Source organism: Pseudomonas sp. BNK-7, assembly GCF_048072025.1.
Lineage (GTDB): Bacteria > Pseudomonadota > Gammaproteobacteria > Pseudomonadales > Pseudomonadaceae > Aquipseudomonas > Aquipseudomonas danubii.
On sequence record NZ_CP182252.1, the window covers coordinates 3,650,821 to 3,671,428 of the forward strand.

At 61.3% G+C, this 20,608-nt stretch carries 19 protein-coding genes; 10 read left to right on the forward strand and 9 right to left on the reverse strand.

Translation table 11 applies throughout. The features are described 5' to 3' along the window. Window positions 1-114: 114 nt before the first annotated feature. The 4 genes from ACMGF8_RS16980 to ACMGF8_RS16995 all read right to left on the reverse strand — a co-directional run bounded on the left by ACMGF8_RS16980 (window position 115) and on the right by ACMGF8_RS16995 (window position 4,082). Window positions 115-1,011 (reverse strand): ABC transporter permease subunit, encoded by an 897-nt coding sequence (locus ACMGF8_RS16980; RefSeq protein ID WP_305948367.1) that lies wholly within the window; start codon window positions 1,009-1,011, stop codon window positions 115-117. Beyond that, the gene (locus ACMGF8_RS16985; RefSeq protein ID WP_180988607.1) at window positions 1,008-1,889 is read right to left on the reverse strand and encodes an ABC transporter permease subunit; all 882 of its coding nucleotides are present in this window, start codon (window positions 1,887-1,889) and stop codon (window positions 1,008-1,010) included. Before ACMGF8_RS16985 ends, ACMGF8_RS16980 begins: the two co-directional genes overlap by 4 nt. 44 nt (window positions 1,890-1,933) lie before the next feature. Continuing rightward, on the reverse strand, window positions 1,934-3,076 hold the full coding sequence (gene potA / locus ACMGF8_RS16990) for a polyamine ABC transporter ATP-binding protein (protein ID WP_060838662.1): 1,143 nt from the start codon (window positions 3,074-3,076) through the stop codon (window positions 1,934-1,936). A 250-nt stretch (window positions 3,077-3,326) separates the two neighbouring features. Beyond that, window positions 3,327-4,082: a gamma-glutamyl-gamma-aminobutyrate hydrolase family protein gene (locus ACMGF8_RS16995; RefSeq protein ID WP_102864202.1), complete on the reverse strand. Its 756-nt coding sequence runs from the start codon at window positions 4,080-4,082 to the stop codon at window positions 3,327-3,329. A 266-nt stretch (window positions 4,083-4,348) separates the two neighbouring features. Here ACMGF8_RS16995 and ACMGF8_RS17000 point away from each other — a divergent pair, with 266 nt between their 5' ends. From ACMGF8_RS17000 to ACMGF8_RS17030, 7 genes are all read left to right on the forward strand, one after another. Further along, window positions 4,349-5,725, forward strand: coding sequence for a glutamine synthetase family protein (locus ACMGF8_RS17000; RefSeq protein ID WP_207167448.1), 1,377 nt, complete (start codon window positions 4,349-4,351; stop codon window positions 5,723-5,725). Between the two features lie 33 nt (window positions 5,726-5,758). Further along, window positions 5,759-7,249 (forward strand): aldehyde dehydrogenase, encoded by a 1,491-nt coding sequence (locus tag ACMGF8_RS17005; RefSeq protein ID WP_207167449.1) that lies wholly within the window; start codon window positions 5,759-5,761, stop codon window positions 7,247-7,249. 55 nt (window positions 7,250-7,304) lie between these two features. Then, window positions 7,305-8,585 carry an NAD(P)/FAD-dependent oxidoreductase gene (locus tag ACMGF8_RS17010; RefSeq protein WP_102864205.1) on the forward strand — a complete coding sequence of 427 codons (1,281 nt, stop codon included), beginning with the start codon at window positions 7,305-7,307 and terminating at the stop codon, window positions 8,583-8,585. 250 nt (window positions 8,586-8,835) lie between these two features. After that, a complete protein-coding gene (locus ACMGF8_RS17015; RefSeq protein WP_015635120.1) occupies window positions 8,836-9,384 on the forward strand; it encodes a cupin domain-containing protein in 549 nt (182 codons plus the stop codon). Window positions 9,385-9,532: 148 nt separating this feature from the next. Continuing rightward, the gene (locus ACMGF8_RS17020) at window positions 9,533-10,462 is read left to right on the forward strand and encodes a PoNe immunity protein domain-containing protein (protein ID WP_416756821.1); all 930 of its coding nucleotides are present in this window, start codon (window positions 9,533-9,535) and stop codon (window positions 10,460-10,462) included. Window positions 10,463-10,701: 239 nt separating this feature from the next. Continuing rightward, window positions 10,702-11,136, forward strand: a complete 435-nt coding sequence (locus ACMGF8_RS17025; RefSeq protein ID WP_416756823.1) for a hypothetical protein — start codon at window positions 10,702-10,704, stop codon at window positions 11,134-11,136. A 304-nt stretch (window positions 11,137-11,440) separates the two neighbouring features. Continuing rightward, window positions 11,441-12,604 carry a ubiquitin-like protein gene (locus ACMGF8_RS17030; RefSeq protein ID WP_180988595.1) on the forward strand — a complete coding sequence of 388 codons (1,164 nt, stop codon included), beginning with the start codon at window positions 11,441-11,443 and terminating at the stop codon, window positions 12,602-12,604. Window positions 12,605-12,942: 338 nt separating this feature from the next. Here ACMGF8_RS17030 and ACMGF8_RS17035 read toward each other — a convergent pair whose 3' ends face one another. Both ACMGF8_RS17035 and ACMGF8_RS17040 read right to left on the reverse strand, forming a co-directional pair. Further along, on the reverse strand, window positions 12,943-13,470 hold the full coding sequence (locus ACMGF8_RS17035) for a hypothetical protein (RefSeq protein WP_416756825.1): 528 nt from the start codon (window positions 13,468-13,470) through the stop codon (window positions 12,943-12,945). A gap of 125 nt (window positions 13,471-13,595) precedes the next feature. Further along, complete coding sequence (locus ACMGF8_RS17040; RefSeq protein ID WP_416756826.1) at window positions 13,596-15,110, reverse strand: 2OG-Fe(II) oxygenase; 1,515 nt, start codon at window positions 15,108-15,110, stop codon at window positions 13,596-13,598. Between the two features lie 105 nt (window positions 15,111-15,215). Here ACMGF8_RS17040 and ACMGF8_RS17045 point away from each other — a divergent pair, with 105 nt between their 5' ends. Both ACMGF8_RS17045 and ACMGF8_RS17050 read left to right on the forward strand, forming a co-directional pair. Beyond that, the gene (locus tag ACMGF8_RS17045) at window positions 15,216-15,824 is read left to right on the forward strand and encodes a TetR family transcriptional regulator (protein WP_207167454.1); all 609 of its coding nucleotides are present in this window, start codon (window positions 15,216-15,218) and stop codon (window positions 15,822-15,824) included. After that, window positions 15,821-16,498, forward strand: coding sequence for a hypothetical protein (locus tag ACMGF8_RS17050; RefSeq protein WP_207167455.1), 678 nt, complete (start codon window positions 15,821-15,823; stop codon window positions 16,496-16,498). Before ACMGF8_RS17045 ends, ACMGF8_RS17050 begins: the two co-directional genes overlap by 4 nt. Window positions 16,499-16,766: 268 nt before the next feature. On the opposite strand, the gene ACMGF8_RS17055 is transcribed toward ACMGF8_RS17050, so the two are convergent. The 3 genes from ACMGF8_RS17055 to ACMGF8_RS17065 form a co-directional block, all read right to left on the reverse strand. Further along, window positions 16,767-17,426 (reverse strand): hypothetical protein, encoded by a 660-nt coding sequence (locus tag ACMGF8_RS17055; protein ID WP_102864214.1) that lies wholly within the window; start codon window positions 17,424-17,426, stop codon window positions 16,767-16,769. A 242-nt stretch (window positions 17,427-17,668) separates the two neighbouring features. Then, window positions 17,669-18,568, reverse strand: coding sequence for a DMT family transporter (locus ACMGF8_RS17060; RefSeq protein ID WP_060843187.1), 900 nt, complete (start codon window positions 18,566-18,568; stop codon window positions 17,669-17,671). Between the two features lie 421 nt (window positions 18,569-18,989). Then, entirely contained in the window at window positions 18,990-20,069 is a 1,080-nt protein-coding gene (locus ACMGF8_RS17065) for an SDR family oxidoreductase (protein ID WP_207815352.1), read from the reverse strand. 74 nt (window positions 20,070-20,143) lie between these two features. On the opposite strand from ACMGF8_RS17065, the gene ACMGF8_RS17070 reads away from it, so the two are divergent. After that, window positions 20,144-20,533, forward strand: a complete 390-nt coding sequence (locus tag ACMGF8_RS17070; protein WP_102864217.1) for a MerR family transcriptional regulator — start codon at window positions 20,144-20,146, stop codon at window positions 20,531-20,533. Window positions 20,534-20,608: the final 75 nt, after the last annotated feature.

The window sequence follows — 20,608 nt, forward strand, 5'->3', positions numbered from 1 at the left end:
TTGCTGCGTGTGCAAGGTGGATATTGGGGGAGCTTTTACCCGCTTCACCAGCCAGCGGGCACCTACGGATAACATCAACCTGTAGGCGTCAGCGGGCTGGCGAAGCGGTCACGGTCAGGCCGTCGCCGGCGTTTGTACCGCAGGTTTTTTCGCCGCCGGTGGCTGCCAGGATTCGTTGGCGGTGAAGTCCATGGCTTCCTGGATCGCCCGCTTGCGGGCGGCTTCGGCACGACGGCCGAAGTACCAGACCAGGAAGGTCACCAGCGATACCGCCAGCAGGATCAGGCTGGCCACGGCGTTGATCTCGGGCTTGACCCCCAGGCGCACCGCCGAGAACACTTCCATCGGCAAGGTGGTGGAACCCGGGCCGGAGACGAAGCTGGCCAGCACCAGGTCATCCAGGGACAGGGCAAAGGACATCATGCCGCCGGCCGCCAGTGACGGCGCGATCATCGGAATGGTGATCAGGAAGAACACCTTGAACGGTCGCGCTCCCAGGTCCATGGCCGCTTCTTCGATGGACAGGTCCAGCTCCCGCAGGCGCGCGGAGACTACCACGGCCACGTAGGCGGCGCAGAATGTGGTGTGGGCGATCCAGATGGTGACGATGCCGCGTTCCATGGGCCAGCCGATCAATTGCGCCATGGCCACGAACAGCAGCAACAGCGACAGGCCGGTGATCACCTCGGGCATCACCAGTGGCGCGGTGACCAGACCGCCGAACAGGGTACGGCCCTTGAAGCGCGTGACTCGGGTCAGCACGAAGGCCGCCAGGGTGCCCAGGGCCACCGCCGCCACGGCGGTGTACAGGGCGATTTCCAGGGAGCGCATCACCGAGCCCATCAGCTGCTGGTTGTCCAGCAGGCCGACGTACCACTTGATCGACCAGCCGCCCCACACCGTCACCAGCTTGGAGGCGTTGAACGAGTAGATCACCAGGATCAGCATCGGCAGGTAGATGAACAGCAGGCCCAGCACCAGCATCAGTTTGGAAAATTCGAAGCGTTTCATGCCCGTGCCTCCATCTCTTTGGCCTGGCTGCGGTTGAACAGCAGGATCGGAATAATCAGGATTGCCAGCATCACCACCGCCAGGGCGGAGGCCACCGGCCAGTCACGGTTGTTGAAGAATTCCTGCCACAGCACGCGGCCGATCATCAGGGTTTCCGGGCCGCCCAGGAGTTCCGGAATCACGAACTCGCCGACCACCGGGATGAACACCAGCATGCAACCGGCAATGATGCCGTTCTTGGCCAGGGGCACGGTGATCTTCCAGAAGTTGTTGAAGTTGCTCGAACCCAGGTCGGATGCGGCTTCCAGCAGGCTCTGGTCATGCTTGACCAGGTTGGCGTACAGCGGCAGCACCATGAACGGCAGGTAGGCGTAGACCACGCCGATGTACACGGCGATGTTGGTGTTGAGGATTTCCAGCGGCTGGCTGATCAGCCCGGTCCACAGCAGGAAGCTGTTGAGCAGGCCGTTGTTGCTGAGGATGCCCATCCAGGCGTAGACGCGGATCAGGATCGCGGTCCAGGTCGGCATCATGATCAGCAGCAGCAAGACGTTCTGCGCTTCCTTGCTGGCCTTGGAGATGGCGTAGGCCATGGGAAAACCCACCACCAGGCACATCAGGGTGCTCAGCAGCGCCACCTTCAGCGAGCCCAGGTAGGCCGAGAGGTACAGCTCGTCGCCGGCCAGCATGGCGTAGTTGCCGAGGTTCAGCAGCAGCTGGAATTTCTGCTCGGCGTAACTGTAGATCTCCGAGTAGGGCGGGATCGCCAGGGCCGCTTCCGAGAAGCTGATCTTCATCACCAAAAAGAACGGCAGCATGAAGAACAGGAACAGCCAGAGAAAAGGAATGCCGATCACCAGCTTGCGCCCACTGGGCAGCATACGGAACAACTTCTGATTGAACGTGCTCATGGTCGCAGTCCTCATGCTCGCAGCACCACGCCGCTGTCGTCTTCCCACCAGACGTAGACTTGGTCGTCCCAGGTCGGCCGCGCGCCACGGCGCTCGGCGTTGGCCATGAACGACTGGACGATCTTGCCGCCGGGCAGCTCGACGTAGAACACCGAGTGGCCGCCCAGGTAGGCGATGTCGTGCACCTTGCCTTTGGACCAGTTGTAGCGGGCGTCGGGCTTGAGGGTGGTGACCAGCATCTTTTCCGGACGAATCGCGTAGGTCACCGACTTGTCCTGCACCGAGGTGCTGACCCCGTGGCCGACGTAGATCTGTTGCTCAAGGTCCGGGCAGTCGATGATGGCGTAGCCTTCCAGGTCTTCGGTGACGGTGCCGTCGAAGGCGTTGACGTTGCCGATGAATTCGCATACCAGACGGCTCACCGGCGCCTCGTAGATGTCCACCGGGCTGCCGGTCTGGGCGATCCAGCCCAGGTGCATGATGGCGATGCGCTGGGCCATGGTCATGGCCTCTTCCTGGTCGTGGGTCACCATCACGCAGGTCACGCCCACGCGTTCGATGATTTCCACCAGTTCCAGCTGCATCTGCGAGCGCAGCTTCTTGTCCAGGGCGCCCATGGGTTCGTCCAGCAAGAGCAGCTTGGGGCGCTTGGCCAGGGAGCGGGCCAGGGCCACGCGCTGGCGCTGGCCACCGGACAGCTGGTGCGGCTTGCGTCGGGCGTACTGGGTCATGTGCACCAGCTTGAGCATTTCCTCGACCCGGGCCTCGATCTCGGCGGGCGGCAGGCGGTCCTGCTTGAGGCCGAAGGCGATGTTCTGGGCCACGGTCATGTGCGGGAACAGGGCGTAGGACTGGAACATCATGTTGATCGGCCGCTCATAGGGCGGCATGTCGGTGATGTCCACGCCATCCAGCAGGATGCGGCCCTCGGTGGGGCGTTCGAAGCCGGCGAGCATGCGCAGCAGGGTGGATTTGCCGGAGCCGGAACCGCCCAGCAGGGCAAAGATCTCGCCCTGGTGGATCTCCAGGGACACATCGTCCACGGCCACGGTTTCATCGAACTTCTTGGTCACGCGGTCGATCTTGACCAGGACCTTCTGCGGGCTCGGGGTGCCTTCGAGGGCCTTGCGGTAAGTGCTGGAGGCGTTTGCCATGTGAAACTCCCAACAGGTGTCAGCAGCCTGGCCAATTCGGCCGGGCCTAAAGGTTGATTGCCAGCCCGCAGGGGGTGCGGGCTGATTCGGCGCTGCCTTCCTGGCGGCCTGACGCTATTTGTTGTTGTGGTCTTGCCGTTTGCTGCTCACGCCGGACGTCGGGCGCGCACAGGCGCGCTCGCCGCGGGGCAGGGCGTGGTGAATCTCGTTGAATGCCTGGAAGGCCGCCGCAGCGGCCGGGGTTTGCCGGTTAGCGGCGTTGCGCGGCCCGTTGCCGGCAGGCGTCGCCAAAGGCCTGGAAGATTCGCAGGTAGGCCGGGTTCGACAGCACCTGCCATTCCGGGTGCCACTGCACGCCGAAGGCAAAGGCTGTGCTGTGTTCCACCGACAGCGCCTCGATCAGGCCATCCGGTGCCACGGCCTCGACCCGCAGGCCGGGGGCCAGGCGGTCGACGCCCTGGCTGTGGATCGAGTTGACCTGGATCTCGCCGGCCAGGCCCATGGCCTCGAACACGCCGCCGGGCTGGATCGCCACCGGGTGCGCCGGGGCGTACTGCACTTCGATGCGCGGGTCGTCGGCTTCGCGGTGGTCCATGTAGCCCGGCAGTTCATGCACCTTCTGGTGCAGGCTGCCGCCGAAGGCCACGTTCATTTCCTGGAAGCCGCGGCAGATGCCGAGCACTGGCACGCCAGCGGCAATCGCCGCGCGCAGCAGGGGCAGGGTGGTGGCATCGCGTTGCGGGTCGTGGGCGGTGCCCGGTTCGCTGGGCGTGCCCTGGTAATGGAAGGGTTCGACATTGGATGGCGAGCCGGTAAACAGCAGCCCGTCCATGTTGTGCAGCAGATCGTCGATATCGATCAGATCCGCCAGGGAAGGAATGATCAGGGGCAGGCCCTCGGCCGCGACGCTGACAGCACGCAAGTACTTGTCGCCGCTGACGTGGTAGGGGTGCAGGCCGATCTCTTTGACGCACGCAGTAACGCCGATCAATGGCTTGAATGCCATTTTTATCACCTCGAAATTCACGCTGGAACGAGTTTTTCCAGAGCTTATCCTCGTTGATTTTAATTAACAACTTCCATGTAAAAAATTCTAAACGTTAATCGTCCGAAACCCGCAGCTGGCGCGGATTGCGCCGGTTATTTGTCTCTAGTGGAGCAAAATAATTGACGAAAAGCCGCTGTTGCTGGCTATTGACTCCGGTTTTTCTTTCGGGTTGACTGCTGGCGTGTCACAGCAGTGAACATAATAATTAACACAATAGGTGCATCATGTCGGTCCCCCCGCGTGCCATTCAACTCAATGAAGCCAATGCCTTCCTGAAAAAACACCCCGAGGTTCTCTACGTCGATCTGCTGATTGCAGACATGAACGGTGTGGTGCGCGGCAAGCGCATCGAGCGCACTGCGCTGCACAAGGTCTACGAGAAGGGCATCAACCTGCCAGCCTCGCTGTTTGCCCTGGATATCAACGGCTCCACGGTGGAAAGCACCGGCCTGGGCCTGGACATCGGCGACGCCGACCGCATCTGCTATCCGATCCCCGGCACCCTGAGTGTCGAGCCCTGGCAGAAGCGCCCCACCGCGCAACTGCTGATGACCATGCACGAGATTGAAGGCCAGCCATTCTTCGCCGACCCCCGCGAAGTGCTGCGCCAAGTCGTCACCAAGTTCGACGAGATGGGCCTGACCATCTGTGCCGCCTTCGAGCTGGAGTTCTACCTGATCGACCAGGACAACGTGAACGGCCGTCCACAGTCGCCCCGCTCGCCGATTTCCGGCAAGCGTCCGCAGTCGACCCAGGTCTACCTGATCGACGATCTGGACGAATACGTCGACTGCCTGCAAGACATTCTCGAAGGCGCGAAAGAGCAGGGCATTCCGGCCGACGCCATCGTCAAGGAAAGCGCCCCGGCGCAGTTCGAAGTCAACCTGCACCACGTCAGCGACCCGATCAAAGCCTGCGACTACGCGGTGCTGCTCAAGCGCCTGGTGAAGAACATCGCCTACGACCATGAAATGGACACCACCTTCATGGCCAAGCCTTACCCGGGCCAGGCGGGCAACGGCCTGCACGTGCACATCTCGATCCTCGACAAGCAGGGCAACAACATCTTCGCCAGCGAAGACCCGGAAACCAACGAAGCCCTGCGTCACGCCATCGGCGGCGTGCTCGACACCCTGCCCGAGCAGATGGCCTTCCTGTGCCCCAACGTCAATTCCTACCGCCGCTTCGGCGCGCAGTTCTACGTGCCGAATTCGCCGACCTGGGGCATCGACAACCGCACCGTGGCCGTACGCGTACCCACCGGTTCTGCCGATGCGGTGCGCATCGAGCACCGGGTGGCCGGTGCCGACGCCAACCCTTACCTGCTGATGGCTTCGGTACTGGCGGGCATTCACCATGGCCTGACCAACAAGATCGACCCGGGCGCGCCGGTTGAAGGCAACTCCTACGAGCAGAACGAACAAAGCCTGCCCACCAACCTGCGGGACGCCCTGCGCGTACTGGACGACAGTGAAGTGATGGCCAAGTACATCGACCCGATGTACATCGACGTGTTCGTGGCCTGTAAGGAAAGCGAGTTGGCGGAGTTCGAAAACTCCATCTCCGACCTGGAATACAACTGGTACCTGCACACGGTCTGATGACCGTGTCACTTCCTGTCTTGAGTATTTGCCATGACTAAATCCCGCAGCGACTGGGAGCAGTACTTCCAGTCCCTCAGCCTCGAAGGCCGTGCCTTTATCGACGGCCAGTACTGCGCCGCCGCCAGCGGCGCCACCTTCGAATGCCTGAGCCCGGTGGACGGGCGCTTCCTGGCCAACGTTGCCAGCACCGATCAGGCCGATGCCGATCGTGCGGTAGCGGTGGCGCGCCAGGCGTTCAACAGTGGCGTCTGGTCGAGCAAGGCCCCGGCCGAGCGCAAGCGCATCCTGCTGCGCTTTGCCGAGCTGATCCTGGCGCACCAGGAAGAACTGGCGCTCCTGGAAACCCTGGACATGGGCAAGCCGATTGGCGACTCCATGAGCATCGACATTCCAGCCACGGCCAACGCCATCCGCTGGAACGCCGAAGCCATCGACAAGCTCTACGACGAAGTGGCGGCCACGCCCCACGACCAGCTGGGCCTGGTGACCCGGGAGCCGGCAGGCGTGGTGGCGGCCATTGTGCCGTGGAACTTCCCGCTGATCATGGCCAGCTGGAAGTTCGCTCCGGCCCTGGCGATGGGCAACTCGTTCATCCTCAAACCATCGGAAAAGTCGCCGCTGACCGCGATCCGCATCGCCCAGCTGGCCCTGGACGCCGGCATCCCCAAGGGCGTGTTCAACGTCCTGCCGGGCTACGGCCACACCGTCGGCAAGGCCCTGGCCCTGCACATGGACGTGGACGTGCTGGCCTTCACCGGCTCCACCGCCGTGGGCAAGCAACTGCTGGTGTACTCCGGCGAAAGCAACATGAAGCGGGTGTGGCTGGAGGCCGGCGGCAAGAGCCCCAACGTGGTGTTCGCCGACGCCCCGGACTTGCGCGCCGCGGCTGAAGCGGCGGCCGCGGCCATTGCCTTCAACCAGGGCGAAGTCTGCACCGCCGGCTCGCGCCTGCTGGTGCAGCGCTCGATTCGCGAGCGGTTCATCCCGCTGCTGGTGGAGGCCCTCAAGGGCTGGAAACCGGGCCATGCCCTCGACCCGCAAACCCGGGTTGGCGCGGTGGTGGACCAGCGCCAGCTGGACAACGTGCTGCGCTATATCGACATCGGCAAGCAGCAGGGCGGGCAACTGCTGGCCGGTGGCGTCCGTACCCTGGAAAACACTGGCGGCCTGTATGTCGAGCCGACGATCTTCGACGGCGTGACCAACGCCATGACCATCGCCCGGGAAGAGATCTTCGGCCCGGTGTTGTCGGTGATCAGCTTCGATACCGAAGAAGAAGCGCTGCAGATCGCCAACGACAGCATCTTCGGCCTGGCGGCCGGAGTCTGGACCGCCGACCTCAGCCGCGCCCACCGCTTCGCCCGTGGCCTGCGGGCCGGCAGCGTGTGGGTCAACCAGTACGACGGCGGCGACATGACCGCGCCGTTCGGCGGCTTCAAACAGTCCGGCAACGGCCGCGACAAGTCGTTGCACGCCTTCGACAAATACACCGAGCTCAAAGCGACCTGGATCAAGCTCTAACTCTTATAACAACAGCGGCGGCGGGCCTGGGCCCGTACCCGCTGGGGAATTTCTCATGCAAACCTACGTGAACAGCTACTACGCCGCGACCCGCAACCAGACCACCGACTACCCGCAACTGGAAGAGAGTGTGGAGTGCGACGTCTGCGTGATCGGCGCCGGTTATACCGGTCTGTCCTCGGCCTTGTTCCTGGCGGAAGCGGGCTACAGCGTCACCGTGCTGGAAGCGGCCAAGGTCGGCTTCGGCGCCAGCGGGCGCAACGGCGGGCAACTGGTCAACTCCTACAGCCGCGACGTGGACGTGATCGAAGAACGCTACGGCGAAAAAAGCGCCGAAGTGCTCGGCAGCATGATCTTCGAAGGCGCCGACATCATTCGCCAGCGCATCCAGCACTACGACATCCAGTGCGACTACCGCCCCGGTGGCATCTTCGCCGCCCTGAACAACAAGCAGCTCAAGGGCCTGGCGGAACAGAAACGCAACTGGGAACGCCTGGGCAATCACAACCTGAAGATGCTCGACAAGGCGCAGATCGACCGCGAAGTCGGCACCAGGAACTACATCGGCGGCCTGCTGGACATGCAGGGCGGCCACATCCATCCGCTGAACCTGGCCCTGGGCGAGGCCAGCGCCATCATCGGCCTGGGCGGCAAGATCTTCGAACAATCGGCCGCGGTGGAAATCACCTACGGCGAACCCAACGTGGTGCGTACCGCCAAGGGCCTGGTGCGCGCCAAATACCTGCTGATCGCCGGCAACGCCTACCTGCAGCAAGACCTCGATCCACGAGTGACCCGCAAGAGCATGCCCTGCGGCTCGCAGATCGTGGTTACCGAGCCACTGCCCGAACAACTGGCCCGCAGCCTGATCGCCAACAACTACTGCGTGGAAGACTGCAACTACCTCCTGGACTACTTCCGCCTGACCGGCGACAACCGCCTGCTGTACGGCGGTGGCGTGGTCTACGGCGCCCGGGAACCGGACGACATCGACCAGTTGATCCGGCCGAAGATCCTCAAGACCTTCCCCCAGCTCAAGGATGTGAAGATCGACTACCGCTGGACCGGCAACTTCCTGCTGACCATGTCGCGCATGCCGCAATTCGGCCGGATCGAAAAGAACGCCTACTACATGCAGGGCTACAGCGGTCACGGCGTCACCTGTTCGCACCTGGCGGGCAAGCTGATTGCCGAAATGATCCGCGGCGACGCCGAACGCTTCAACGCCTTCGCCTCCCTGCCGCACATGCCGATGATTGGCGGCCGCACCTTCCAGGCCCCACTGACCGCCATGGGCGCCGCGTACTACGCCCTGCGCGACCGCTTCGGCATCTAAATGCACGTCACGGCTACAGCCCCCACTCTGTAGCCGCTGCCGCAGGCTGCGACGAGGTCCGCAGGACCTCCCAACGCTCCCCGACAGCACCCACATTTCCCCCGCGGCACCCCTCATCGCCAGCCTTTACAGCTTGCCTGTCAAACATGTTTAAATAGCCGCCTTTTCAGGCTCCAGGGCAGCCAAATCGCGATCCTCGCGACCCAACCGCCGCAAAAATACCCTTAAGTACTTCTCACATAAGGCTGTTATGGACACGGGCACCCGACTCAAACTCGTTCGCGAAAGCTACAAACTCTCCCAGCGCGAGCTGGCCCGTCGTAGCGGCGTCACCAATGCCACCATCTCCCTGATCGAACAGAACCGCGTCAGCCCCTCCGTCAGCTCCCTGAAAAAGCTGCTGGAAGGCATCCCCATGTCTCTGGCCGACTTCTTCACCTTCGACCAGCCACCCCGGGAGCACCAATACGTGTTCCGCGCCAATGAACAGCCGGACCTGGGTCGCGACGGCCTGCGCCTGTTGATGATCGGCGCCCCGGTGGCCAACCGGCAGATGCGCTTTCTGCGCGAGCAGTACGCCCCCGGCGCCAGCTCCGGCGAAGAAGCCATCGTGCACAGCGAAGGCGAGGAGTGCGGCCTGGTGACTCGCGGTACCGTGGAGTTGACCGTGGACGGGCAAGTCAGCGTGCTCAACCCGGGGGATGGCTATTACTTCCCCACCACCTTGCCCCACAGCTTTCGCAACATTGGCCAGGATGAGGCGGAAATCATCAGCGCCAACACCCCGGCGAACTTCTAAGGGGCCGGGTAACTGATCCGGCTCGACCTGCTGCAACCCTATCCAGCCTGCGCCTTGTGTTGCAGGCTTTGTTTTTTAGGTCGGTGACTGCCGTTGCCGCGCTTGCGGTCAGGGCCTGGAGCGGGCGCCGTTCAGACAAGGAAGACCCATGATCAAGGACAGACGACAAACATTCCTCAGCGCTGCGCGCCTGGAGAACTTCTTCAGCAACTACCAGCACAGCGTGCAGTTCTTTGCCGAAAACACCTTTGAGGCCGACTCCGAAGCCCAGGAAAAGTCCCTCAGGGCCCGGCATTTCCAGAAGTGGATCTTCAAGGAAATCCTCATCCGCTACACCGCCGGCCACAGCATCGACCTGCTGATTCCCTTGCTGGAAACCCTGGTGGACAGTTACGAACACCTGCAAAGACAACTGGCCGAGTACAACCAGATTCCGAACATCACCCCCTTGGCGATCGACGACTGGCTCGACCAGTACCAAGAGTGCGTCCAGGTGTTCAGCCTGTGCATCCTGCTGCACCGCACCGACCTGCTCCAACGCTTCGTGGCCCTGATCGACCCCGCGGGCTACGCCGGGGACGACACCCTCTACGAAGACCTGCTGTGCAAACTGCTGCCCGACCGATATGACGTCGATGACTGGTACCACGACGTCTACACACCGCTGATACAAGCCATCTACGCTGACGACCCGACCGAGGCCAGCGACCTTCTGCAGCAGTACTGTGACGACTGGTACCCCGCGTTCGAGCAAGCGCCCTGGCACGACAGCCACCTGCAAGGGGACGAGGGCAGCTATTGCGGGTATTGGGCGTTCGAGGCGGCGGCCATTGCCTTCCTTTATGGCATCGATGACAGCGGGGTCGAGCACAGGGTCTATCCCAAGGATCTGGTGGCCTATGCGAGGAATCTTCAGCCGAGCGATTCGAAGCATGTAGCGCCGGTGGTGGCGGGGCAGTCCTGCAGCAAGGCCGGTTATTGGTTTACCCCGGCGCAGCCGGAGTCGCGGCGCTGCTTTGCACAGGGGGAAGTGATGCCGGAGTTTGAGGGGGGAGCGGTTTGGTATTGGGTGGGGTAGGGGTGGGCTGCCATTCGTTGTAGCGTTTGCCAACCCTTGTTTCTGGTCGAATGCAGAAGGGGCTGCTATCGACTCAACGGCATCGTCCTTGAGTGGCAGTTTTCGGTCAGCAGTGGACTGCCCCTCGTCCGACGTACATGAGGTGCTTAATGAATAGCCGCTATTGCTTTTCTCATACCAGAGCAGCCCAAGACTTGCACACGGCACGTTTGCTGGTGGGTAAGCGACTGAGCGCGCTGATGCATGACCAGTACTATTTCAACGGGGAAAGGAGTCTGGGATATGTAGGCTCTATTGAATGGCATTTCGGCGGGCAAGAGGTGATATCCATGTACCTCTTGAGTGATGGTGGGAGTGTTGGGGCTGACATATACCCTATCAACACGCCTGTTTCCTTCGAGATAGAGCCTGGCGTGACCTGTGCCTGGAAAAGGGAAAACCTCCTTGCAGCGTTATCAGCGTCCCACCTCGAAGGCGAGAAAGTTCTCGAGGTCAAGGGCGTTCTCGATGCCCTCAATGGCCAGATATCTCGGCTAGTCGGATTTAGGATCGAGTTTGAGTCCGGGGACTTCCTGATTTTTCTTAACCAGGGCGACGAGGCCGCCATGTTGGTCAATACGCTCCCGCCAGCATGCGTCGAAATTGAAACCAGCTTCGTGACCTTCATTCAATGAAAGCTATGGGGTGAAAAGCTTTCTAGTGGTGGGCTGTTTTCGTCCAAAAGCGGACGCGGGCGCAAGGTCCTGTCAGATGAGTGCGCTGGATCTGTAGCTTCGCTATGAGCTCCGAAGGTATGTATGCAACCAGCTGCGATTCACTGAGGGGGAGTGGCTGTTCAGGTGATATTACCGTGCTACTATCACCGGCTTTTTTACAGAGTCGGTATCTTTTGTGTCGCTACCAATCGTTAGAGTTCCCCTGCTTGTTCGTGCCTTGTTGCTAGTGCTGGCATGTGGTGTAACCACACCCGCATTTGCCATGCAGATATTCGTCAAGACCCTCACTGGCAAGACCATCACGTTGGACGTTGAAGCTAGTGACACGCTCGAGAATGTCAAAGCCAAGATTCAGGATAAAGAAGGCATTCCTCCCGACAAGCAGACGCTGAGGTTTGCCGGAAAAACCCTGGAGGATGGCCGAACTCTTTCGGATTACAACATTGCAAAAGACTCGACGCTTCACCTGGTGATGGTGCAGATCGTATTGCAGCCTAGTGGGCTGGATGGACTTGCCCGGCAGGCGAGCGACGTGTCAAAACTCGCAGTGAACTCCGCTGTTTTAGTACTGAGTGGAAACCACGGGCACCCCCTGGATTTTCGTGTTGCCTCCGGCAAGCAAAATTGCGCTTGGCTAGCCGGAGATTGGGGCGGGGATGACCTCGGCGGTGCCGGTAGCTCGGTTGGGGTTGCTGAGGTCGGAGGGTGCCAGCGTCTTACGGAAAGCGGCGCGCAACTGGGGCTTGCGGTGGGCAAAAGCCGTGTACGCGACAGCTCTGGAGGGGCGAATGCCATCAAAGAGCAAGGATCCTACCTGTTGGTGGAGTTCATCGCGCCAGTGACCGCGCTGTCTCCCGATCTTTGGTCGACTCTGACCGCGTATTACAACCATGGCGATGCTGACATTCGCCGTGGTTATTCGACACTTTCAGGGGATGAGGGCTCAAGCGCCACTCCAGGAGTCGATACCGTGGCGTTGCGTACCCGGTTGGACTGGGAAGCTCTCTGGCGCCCCATGGGCGTGGAGCTCTCACCCTATGCAGACTTGAACTATGTGCAAACGCGAGTTTCATCCTATGACGAGGCCGGTGGTAGTCAGGCCATGTCGCTGGGTGAACGCAATCACAGCATTTCTGAGCTTCGGTTCGGGATGAATGGCAAGTACCTGTTAGCGGATCACCTTGAGTTGCTCGCCGGTATTGAAGGGGTTCGCCGTGTTCATGATGATGCTGACCCGATAGACGCCTATTGGGGGACGCAGCATTTTCGTCTGGACCCAGAGCAAAGCGACCGAGCCTGGATGCGCGGCCAGCTCGGAGTCGCGTGGTTGATGCTAGATAGTCGGTTGATGTTCTTGCTCAATGCCACCAATGAGGGGCAGCAGCCAGCACGCTGGGTGGCAATGAGTTGGACAGGTTCGTTCTGATACGGCCGCGATGAATCGTCACTTCTAGCCCCAAAACCTTTGCCATGAAGGAAAGCGGGACAGATTTTTTCCTACTGCTGGAAATCCTTGACTGCGCTTCTGGTCCGCAGGACCTCTCACAGATCCGTTTTGCCATCGGCCTGTTGCTCAGTGATGGCTTCGATCTGCTGCGTACCTTGGGTGATAGAACCTTGAGGCAGGCTGATCCTGCCTGACCCCTGGTTGAGTAATGAAGCAACAAAAAAGGCGACGCAATGCGTCGCCTTTTTGCTTGAGCGGGATGCTTTCCAGCGATCGGCTCTGTGTCCGCTGTCCTGCCTCTGCTCCAGTGCTTTTTTCTAAAAGTTGAAACGTTGGTCAAACACGGTCTGCTCGCTCACCGTCACGCTGCATTGGCGGGCCACTTCAACCGGCATCACTTTGCCCAGCAACGGCGCCAGCGACTTGTAGAACACCTTGTCGCAGGCGTCGTCTTTGCTGAAGGCTTGGGCGTTACCGGCCGCGTCTTTTGTGATCCGGCAGCCTGCCAGCAATTCGCTGGGCAATTCGTTCAATGGCACTGTTGTCGAGCCGGAGCCCTGCAACTCGATCAGCTCGTTGCATGTGCCCTTGGCCGGACCTTCCTTGATGGTTTTGGTAAAGGCGACGCGTTGGTAGTCAGTACCGGTGAACAGCACCTGGTCGTTAACAGTGACTCGGTATTGTGAGGGTTTGAAGGCGATGGTCTTGATGCAGAACTGCGTGGTGACCGGTTTCCCATTGACCTCAGCGGTGGCCGCTTTGCAACCTGGGGTGGCCTGGGTGAAGGAGGTATCGGGCGAGCTGACACAACCGGCCAGTGATAGTAGGCACACACCGAACAGCATTCTTTTCATGGGACTTCCTGTGCTCAAACACACCGCCTCCAGCAGGCGGCTCCGGACGCGGATCATACCAGCGACCTGTTGGCCAAAGGCGCAGAGCTGGTATTGAGGGGCAGGAGTAGGGCGTCCTAGCCCTTGTCGCCATGCACCAATATCCGGCCGTCATACCCACAACTGATCCAGCGACCGGCGCGGGTGGGGAGCACATCGGTTGCAAAGTTGTCGTGTGAGCCGATGATCGCCCCCTGCCGTGAGGGCAGGTTCCAGCGTCTGACGAATCCATCCTCGCCGCAGGTCAGCAGTATGTGTCGCGCCTCGAAGCGCACGCGCCGGACCGGCCCGTCATGAGCGGCCAGGCAATCCAGGAGCGCCAGCCTCGGTTCGGTCGCTAGCAGGTGCACCGCGCCGTCGAGATCACCAGCGGCCAAGGTGACGTTGCCATCGGCGTCGATCCAGCTCGCCAGCGTCCTCAGGGGGCGGCCCAGATCGAGCACTTGTACGCAGTCCCGCTCCTGGGGTTGCCACAGCCTGACGGTTCCGTCCTCCGATGCGCTGGCGAAACCGCCGTCGCCCGTAGGTGCGATCGCCCAGACCCAGCAGGCGTGGGCCTGACGCCGGTCCGCGGCACCTGTCGCCAGGTTCCAGACTGTCAGGCGACCGTCAGCAGCCCCGGTCACGAAGCGGTCAGCGCCTAACTTTGCCGAGGACAGGACGGCCGAGTCCGATGTGCCGACCAACCTTGACTTGCCGCTCGCCAAGGACCAATGCCGGATCGTACGGTCCCGCGAGTGAGAAACCAGCTCGCCAGGCGCCATTTCCACCAGACCCAGAATGGATTGTGTATGTCCGTCAAGCTGACCCAGGCAGCGGCCCTCGCGATCCCACAGCCGGATGGTTGCGTCACGCCCGGCGCTTGCCAAGCCCCTGTCGCCCAGGTCGGCAAGCGCCCATACGTACCCGTGGTGGCCCGGCTGGAAGGGACCGTCGACGTGCAAGGTATGTTGGGGCTCGTACATCAGGTCACTGCGCATGATGTATTTTTGGCCTGCGTCCACTAAGGCGCCGGCATGCCAGAGGGTGTGGTCGAATACGATCAGGCTGCCCTTTCGGGGGTGCAGCCTGAGCGTGGAATTCCGGTTCGACATGGCTGCGGACCGCCCCTCGAAGAACACGGTCTCTCCGCCGCTGAATGCATCGTCGTTAAGATAAATCATGAAGGTCAGGCGTGACTGCTGGCGCTGGCGATGGTGTACACCATCCTGATGGGCACGGAACTGGGTGCCGGGCCGGTAGCGGCAGAAGCGCAGCCGCTCATTGATGCCGACCAGACGCCACCCATCCTCATCGATCACCGTCGCCAGCCTCGGCATCCGCAAGGCGCAGTGCTTCAAACGCTCGAAGAGTCGACCAGCCAGAGCCGGGTCGTCTGTGACGATGCGGTCATTATCGCGGTACGAGGACGGGTAGTCAGACCCTGCGCTGGCGAACCCGCACTTCTGCGTGGCTTCTATCAACGCTTCGCACTCGCTGGCCGAAAGGAACGCGTGGACCAGCACACAGCGCACGCAGTCACCCAGCGGTAGTTCGACCGAGGCCGACGGAGCAGTCGCCCCGGCCACCAGTTGTTCAGCGAAGGAATTCATCGTGATCTCCAAAGTTGGTCTGATAACCAATATTTGCAAAGCTAGGGTGCGACGGGGTCGATGTCAATGCTAAGCTGGTCGCGCAACCAACATTGGGAAGGTGACATGGCACGGCGCTCGAACACTGATGAAAGACGCGGCCAGATTGTGGCGGCACTCCAGGCCGTCATGGCCAAGGCCGGCTACGCGGGTGCAACCATAGCGGCCATCGCCCGGCACGCGGAGCTGGCGCCTGGCCTGGTGCACTACCACTTCAAGGACAAGCGCGAGATCTTGGTGGCACTGGTCGACTCACTGGCCGGCTACGCCCGTCAGCGCTACGAGGCCCGGGCCGCTGAGGCCCAGACGGCCGAGCAAAGGCTTCAAGCCTATATTGCAGCACACCTGGCCTACGGTTCGGACGCGCAGCCCGATGCGGTGGCGGCGTGGGTGATGATCGGCGAGCAATCGGCCCACGACCCAGACGTGCGTGAGGTCTATCAGGCTGTGCTAGCGGCGCAGATGAAGCTTCTCAAGGGCCTGCTCCGGCAGCGATTCGCCGAACGCGGACGCCGCGCCCGAGGGCTCGACACGCTGGTGGCGGGCATTACATGCTTTATCCAGGGGGCGTTCACGCTGTCCACCACGGCGCGGCCACTGCTGCCGACGGCCTTCGCCGCACCGACGTTGATCGATTGGGTGGAGCGTTACATTGATACGCAGGAGGAGCGATGATCAAACCGCCAGAAGGGCACAGTCTCTTTCCGGTCGGCGCCCCTGAGGTGCCTGATGGTGTGGGTTTCGCCGCCTGGGCCCGCCTCTGGGCGGAGCTCGGCGCCGGCTGCCCGCCGCGAGAAACTTACGAAGAGCTCCTTCGACGCTACCGCGAGCCCCATCGTTCGTACCACAACTGCCAGCATTTGCAGGAATGCCTCCAGGTGCGCCGACTGATCAACGCAGCCTGCCATGCCCCCGCTGAAGTCGACCTTGCACTTTGGTTTCATGACGCCATATACGACCCCCTTCGCAGCGACAACGAGTTGCGCAGTGCGCAATGGCTGGACGAGGTGGCACGTGATAGCGGCCTGGGCGATGAAATCCGCCGCAGGCTTTACGGCCTGATCATGGTGACGCGACACGACGGCGCTCCAGCGTCGGCAGACGAGGCCGTGTTGGTGGACACGGATCTGGCGATCCTTGGGGCACCGACCGCACGGTTTGAAGCGTACGACCGCCAAGTCCGTCGCGAGTACCGATATGTGCCTCTGTTTGTGTACCGCCGAAAGCGGCGCCAGGTCCTGGAGGGCTTCCTGGCACGCGGGCGCATCTATACGACTGCACCGTACTTCGATGCATTCGAACAGCAAGCCCGCGTCAATCTTGCCCGCGCCATCGAGCGTATCGACTGAGAAACAGCCAACAGCGGAGGCGGGGCATTCGCCTTTTCAGGTGCCTGGTCACGCTGCAGTTCAACCCGTCACCGCAAACAGATGACGGGGCATCGCCGGCCAAAAACCATGGTTACCGGTCACACAGGCTGCCGTTGCGCCCGTGATATCGACCTAAGGCTTGGCCCGATCCCAGCGACATTCCGCCAATCGGTTCCGCTCTGTTCTGTCGATGTCGCAGCCGGTCGTTATCCACTTCCGGCTGCTGTGTGGCTTTTCGTGCTGACTGTCAGCAACCGGAAGCTTTGAGCCCGGTGCCGATGGTGACCGCGTTGACCTGCACCTTTTCAAAGGCCTTCTGCGCCGCGGCGTCGTATTTCTGGTCGCAGTTGAAGCGAGTTTCCATCACGTAGTCTTCGCCTTCTGCTTTGCGCATCTGCGATTCCCATTGGTCGGCGGCGCTGAGCGCGGCATCCGAGACCAGCACCACCTCCAGCAGCACCTCTCTGAAACCTATGGCGCGGGGGCCTTCCCAGTGGGCGTAGACGGAAGGGTCGGCGGCGTTGCCGCACATGCTCAGGCAACTGGCGCTGTAGCTCAGGCCGCCACCGGACGATTCGGTGAACGCGCCTACGGTGAGCGGCTTGCCGGGAGCGGGGGCGAAGGTGTCGACGAACTGGGTCAGGTCGGCCTGGCATTTGGGCGTCAGCTCCATGCGCAGTTTGCTGACTGTGCCGCCTTCTATGGTGGCGGTGATGTTGCAGCCCTGGACTTTGAACTTGTGCTCATCGCCGAAGGACTCTCGAGGGATTCCGGCGACGGATTCAAAGTACCGCTGATTGGTGCCCAGCATGTCGCCGGTGAAGACTTCGGCCACGGAGGCAGCATGGGCAACGTCAACGGACAGGGCCAGTGTCGAGGCAAAAAGGCTGTAGATCAGCTTGTTCATGGCAGAGTCCTTTCAATGGGTGACCAGGATCTGTGGTCACCTTCAAGTGGGTTGGGGGACCGGAGTTTAGCAGGCGTTGCTGCTGTGTTCTTTGGGCGGCTTGCTGATTTCTCTGTGTACCGGCCATGCAGAAAGAGTTGTGGCCTGGTGCATTTTCTCGAGGAAATACCGGGTATCCGGCAAGCCGCGACCCATCCGTTCAAGGTCACCGACCGCCAAAGCAATCAGGGCCCGCAAATAGCTCATTCGACAGAAGGCACCGAGGCTTTGCTGCCCAAGCGAATCAGTTCATTGGAGAAGCACAGGCCGAGGATGATCAGTGCCGCGCCTGCATACAGGCTTTCACGGGGAACTTCATTGAGCGCCACAAACGCCAGCAGCGCGGCGAACAGTGGCTCGGTCAACTCCAGCGCTTGCACTTGGGATGGCTTGAGGTACTCGATGGCCTTGGTGGTGCAGAAGAAGCCCAGGATTGTCGGCAGTGTGGCCAGCGCCAGCAGGGCGGCGATCGCCAGTGGCGACAGTTCGCCCATCGTGAAGCCGTCGGCCGCCGCCGGCATCAGCAGGTACAGGCCGCCGAAGAACAACAATTGGCGGGTGAAATGCAGTCCTCCCGACACCCCCATGCGCTTCATGGCAACCGAAAAGGCCCCATAGCCGCAGCCGGCCATGGAGGCAAGCGCCGCACCTTCCAGGGTAAAGCCCTGCTGCAGGTCGCCGCCGAATATCACCGAGATCCCGGCGATGGCCAGTGCAGCGCCAACGGTGGCATTCGCGGTGATGGGATCCCTGAGAAAAATGCGCCCCAGAATGATCGAGGAAATGGAGGCGCTGGCCATCAGAACCACCACCACACCTGCCGCCGCGTAGTGTCGATAGGCGGAGGTTTCGAAATGGAACAGCACAAAGATGCCAAGGAAGGCGCAGATAGCCGCCTGGACCCATTGGCTCGATTTCGCCGGGCGCTTGAGGAAAAACAGCAAGATCGACAGCAGCACGCAACCCAGTAGGGTCTTGATGACAGCGACACTGCTCGCGGTGAAACCATTATTCATGAGGACTTTGCTGAGTACACCGATCGTTGCGTTCAGTGCCGCAGCACAGAGTGCAAACATGACGCCTTTGCTGAAAGTGGATTGCATCGATGACGATCCCTGTCGCTGAATGGTTGTTCGATAGAATGCCGCCCGCATCGACGGCGCACAGTTTGAGTGGACGAAGATCCCAGCCGTGATCGGGGCATAAGCTCGATCCCCCAGCTGGAGGTTGTCGAGCTTCTTGAAATGCCCGCAAGCAAGGCTGGAGAACGTGGCTGGATCAGGTGGACGTTCACTTCCGGGCAGCGCGGTAAAGTCCTGCCCAAGTGGATGGCCTAGGCAATGGGCTGTCCGGCAAACGAGCTCTCCACGCCGCAGGCGATTATGCACTGAGTACTCCCTCTACGGGATCCACACGCCCCGACAAGAGCCGAATGCAAGCACCCTGGTTGCGCTCGCCAGTTGATCAGCCCCCATCACTGAGCCGAGGAAAGCTCCTCCAGCCGGTGTCGCCCCGAAGGGACAGTCAGCCGGCCTGGCTCTTGGCGAGGCAAAGAGCGTTGACGAAGGTTGCAGTGTGCTGCAACGACTGACGTATATCCGGTTTGGCTATGCCATGCCTGCTGGCAAATTGCTCGACGGCCGCGGTATCAAAACGAGTGGTCTGGATGAAGTCCAAGGCTTCGGGCTGGGTATTCATGAATCGCGCGACAGGAGGAATGCTCAGTAGCCACTTCAGCAGTCGGAGCGAAACGTGATGCTTGGGAGACTTCAAGCCCAAAGGTTGTGCCACCTGCACCAACATTTCTCGCAAGTTGGGCGTTTGCGCATCCAGCGCCAGCAGTTCCTGGCCCGCCATGGCCGGATCAAAAGCACTCGCCGTCATCAGCTCCACCAGGTAGTCCACGGTGACCAGTGGCAGCCAGTGCCTGGCGGTACCGGGCACGGCCGTGAGCTTTCCCTGCACCAGGTTGCGTATCAGCGCCACCAGCGGCTGGCCGTCGAGAATATGCCCCGTGCGGCTGTGGCCACACACTGTCGCGGGGTGGACAACGGTCAGCTCTCCGCCCTTGGCGGACATGGTCTCCAGGGTCACAAAATGCGCTTCCAGCTTACTCGCCTCGTAACCACCGACATGCCGGTAAAGCGCAGGCCAATCGGTCCGCTGCGGATGGTGAGGATCGATGCCGATGCGTCGCAGGTGTTCATGATTTTGCAGCATGTAGCCGCCGATCATCACCAACCGGCTGTTTTGCTCAGCCGCCAGCAGCGCCACGCGCTTGGCTCCTTCCACGTTCACCGCACGAGACTGTTCCAAGGTAAGCCCCCAGGCGAAGTGGGCACCCAGGTGGAAGACGACTCTGGCGTGCCTCAACGCTTCTCGGTCGGCAGGACTCAGCCCGAGCTGATCCCGTTCCAGATCGCCGGCCACGGCCAATACCCGGGAGGCGCAGCCGCCCAAATGGTCGACTTGCTCCCGCAGTGCCGCGAGTCGCTCCGGGCGACGCATCAACACCCGAACGGTGTGACCTTTTGCACTCAGGTGTGCCAGCAAATGTTGACCGATGAAGCCGGTACCCCCGGTGACAAAGCACTCCACGCTCATTTCCCTGTTCCTTGTTGAAGGTGAGAAACCAAGCGTAAACTATCGACCCAACTCTATGGTCAAGTGGTGTTTTCATGAAAATTGGTGAAATCGAGGCCCGCAGCGGCGCCAGCCGCCATACGCTGCGTTACTACGAGCAAATCGGCCTGATCTCACCGCAGCGACGAACGAACAACTATCGTGTTTACACCGCGCAAACACTGCAGGACCTGGACTTTATCCAGCGCGCGCAAAGCATGGGGTTTTCCCTGGGGGAAATAGGCGAGATTCTCGATGCGCAGCGCAACAAGCTGATCGACTGTGCCGAGGGCGCCAAGCTCATTGAAAAAAAGATGGCCGAAATCAAACAGAAAATCGCCAACTTCCAAAGCATCTATCGGTATCTGGACGAAGAGCGTGCCAAGCTCGAAGCCAGTGCTGCCGAGCAACTTGCGCTGCAGCGGTTGAACGACGCTTCCAGCTGAGCGGCCCGCATCCAGCCATCGGCGTAGCCCCGCAGCAGTGCGTCATGCGCGGTCGACAGCAACAGGCCTGCCGAA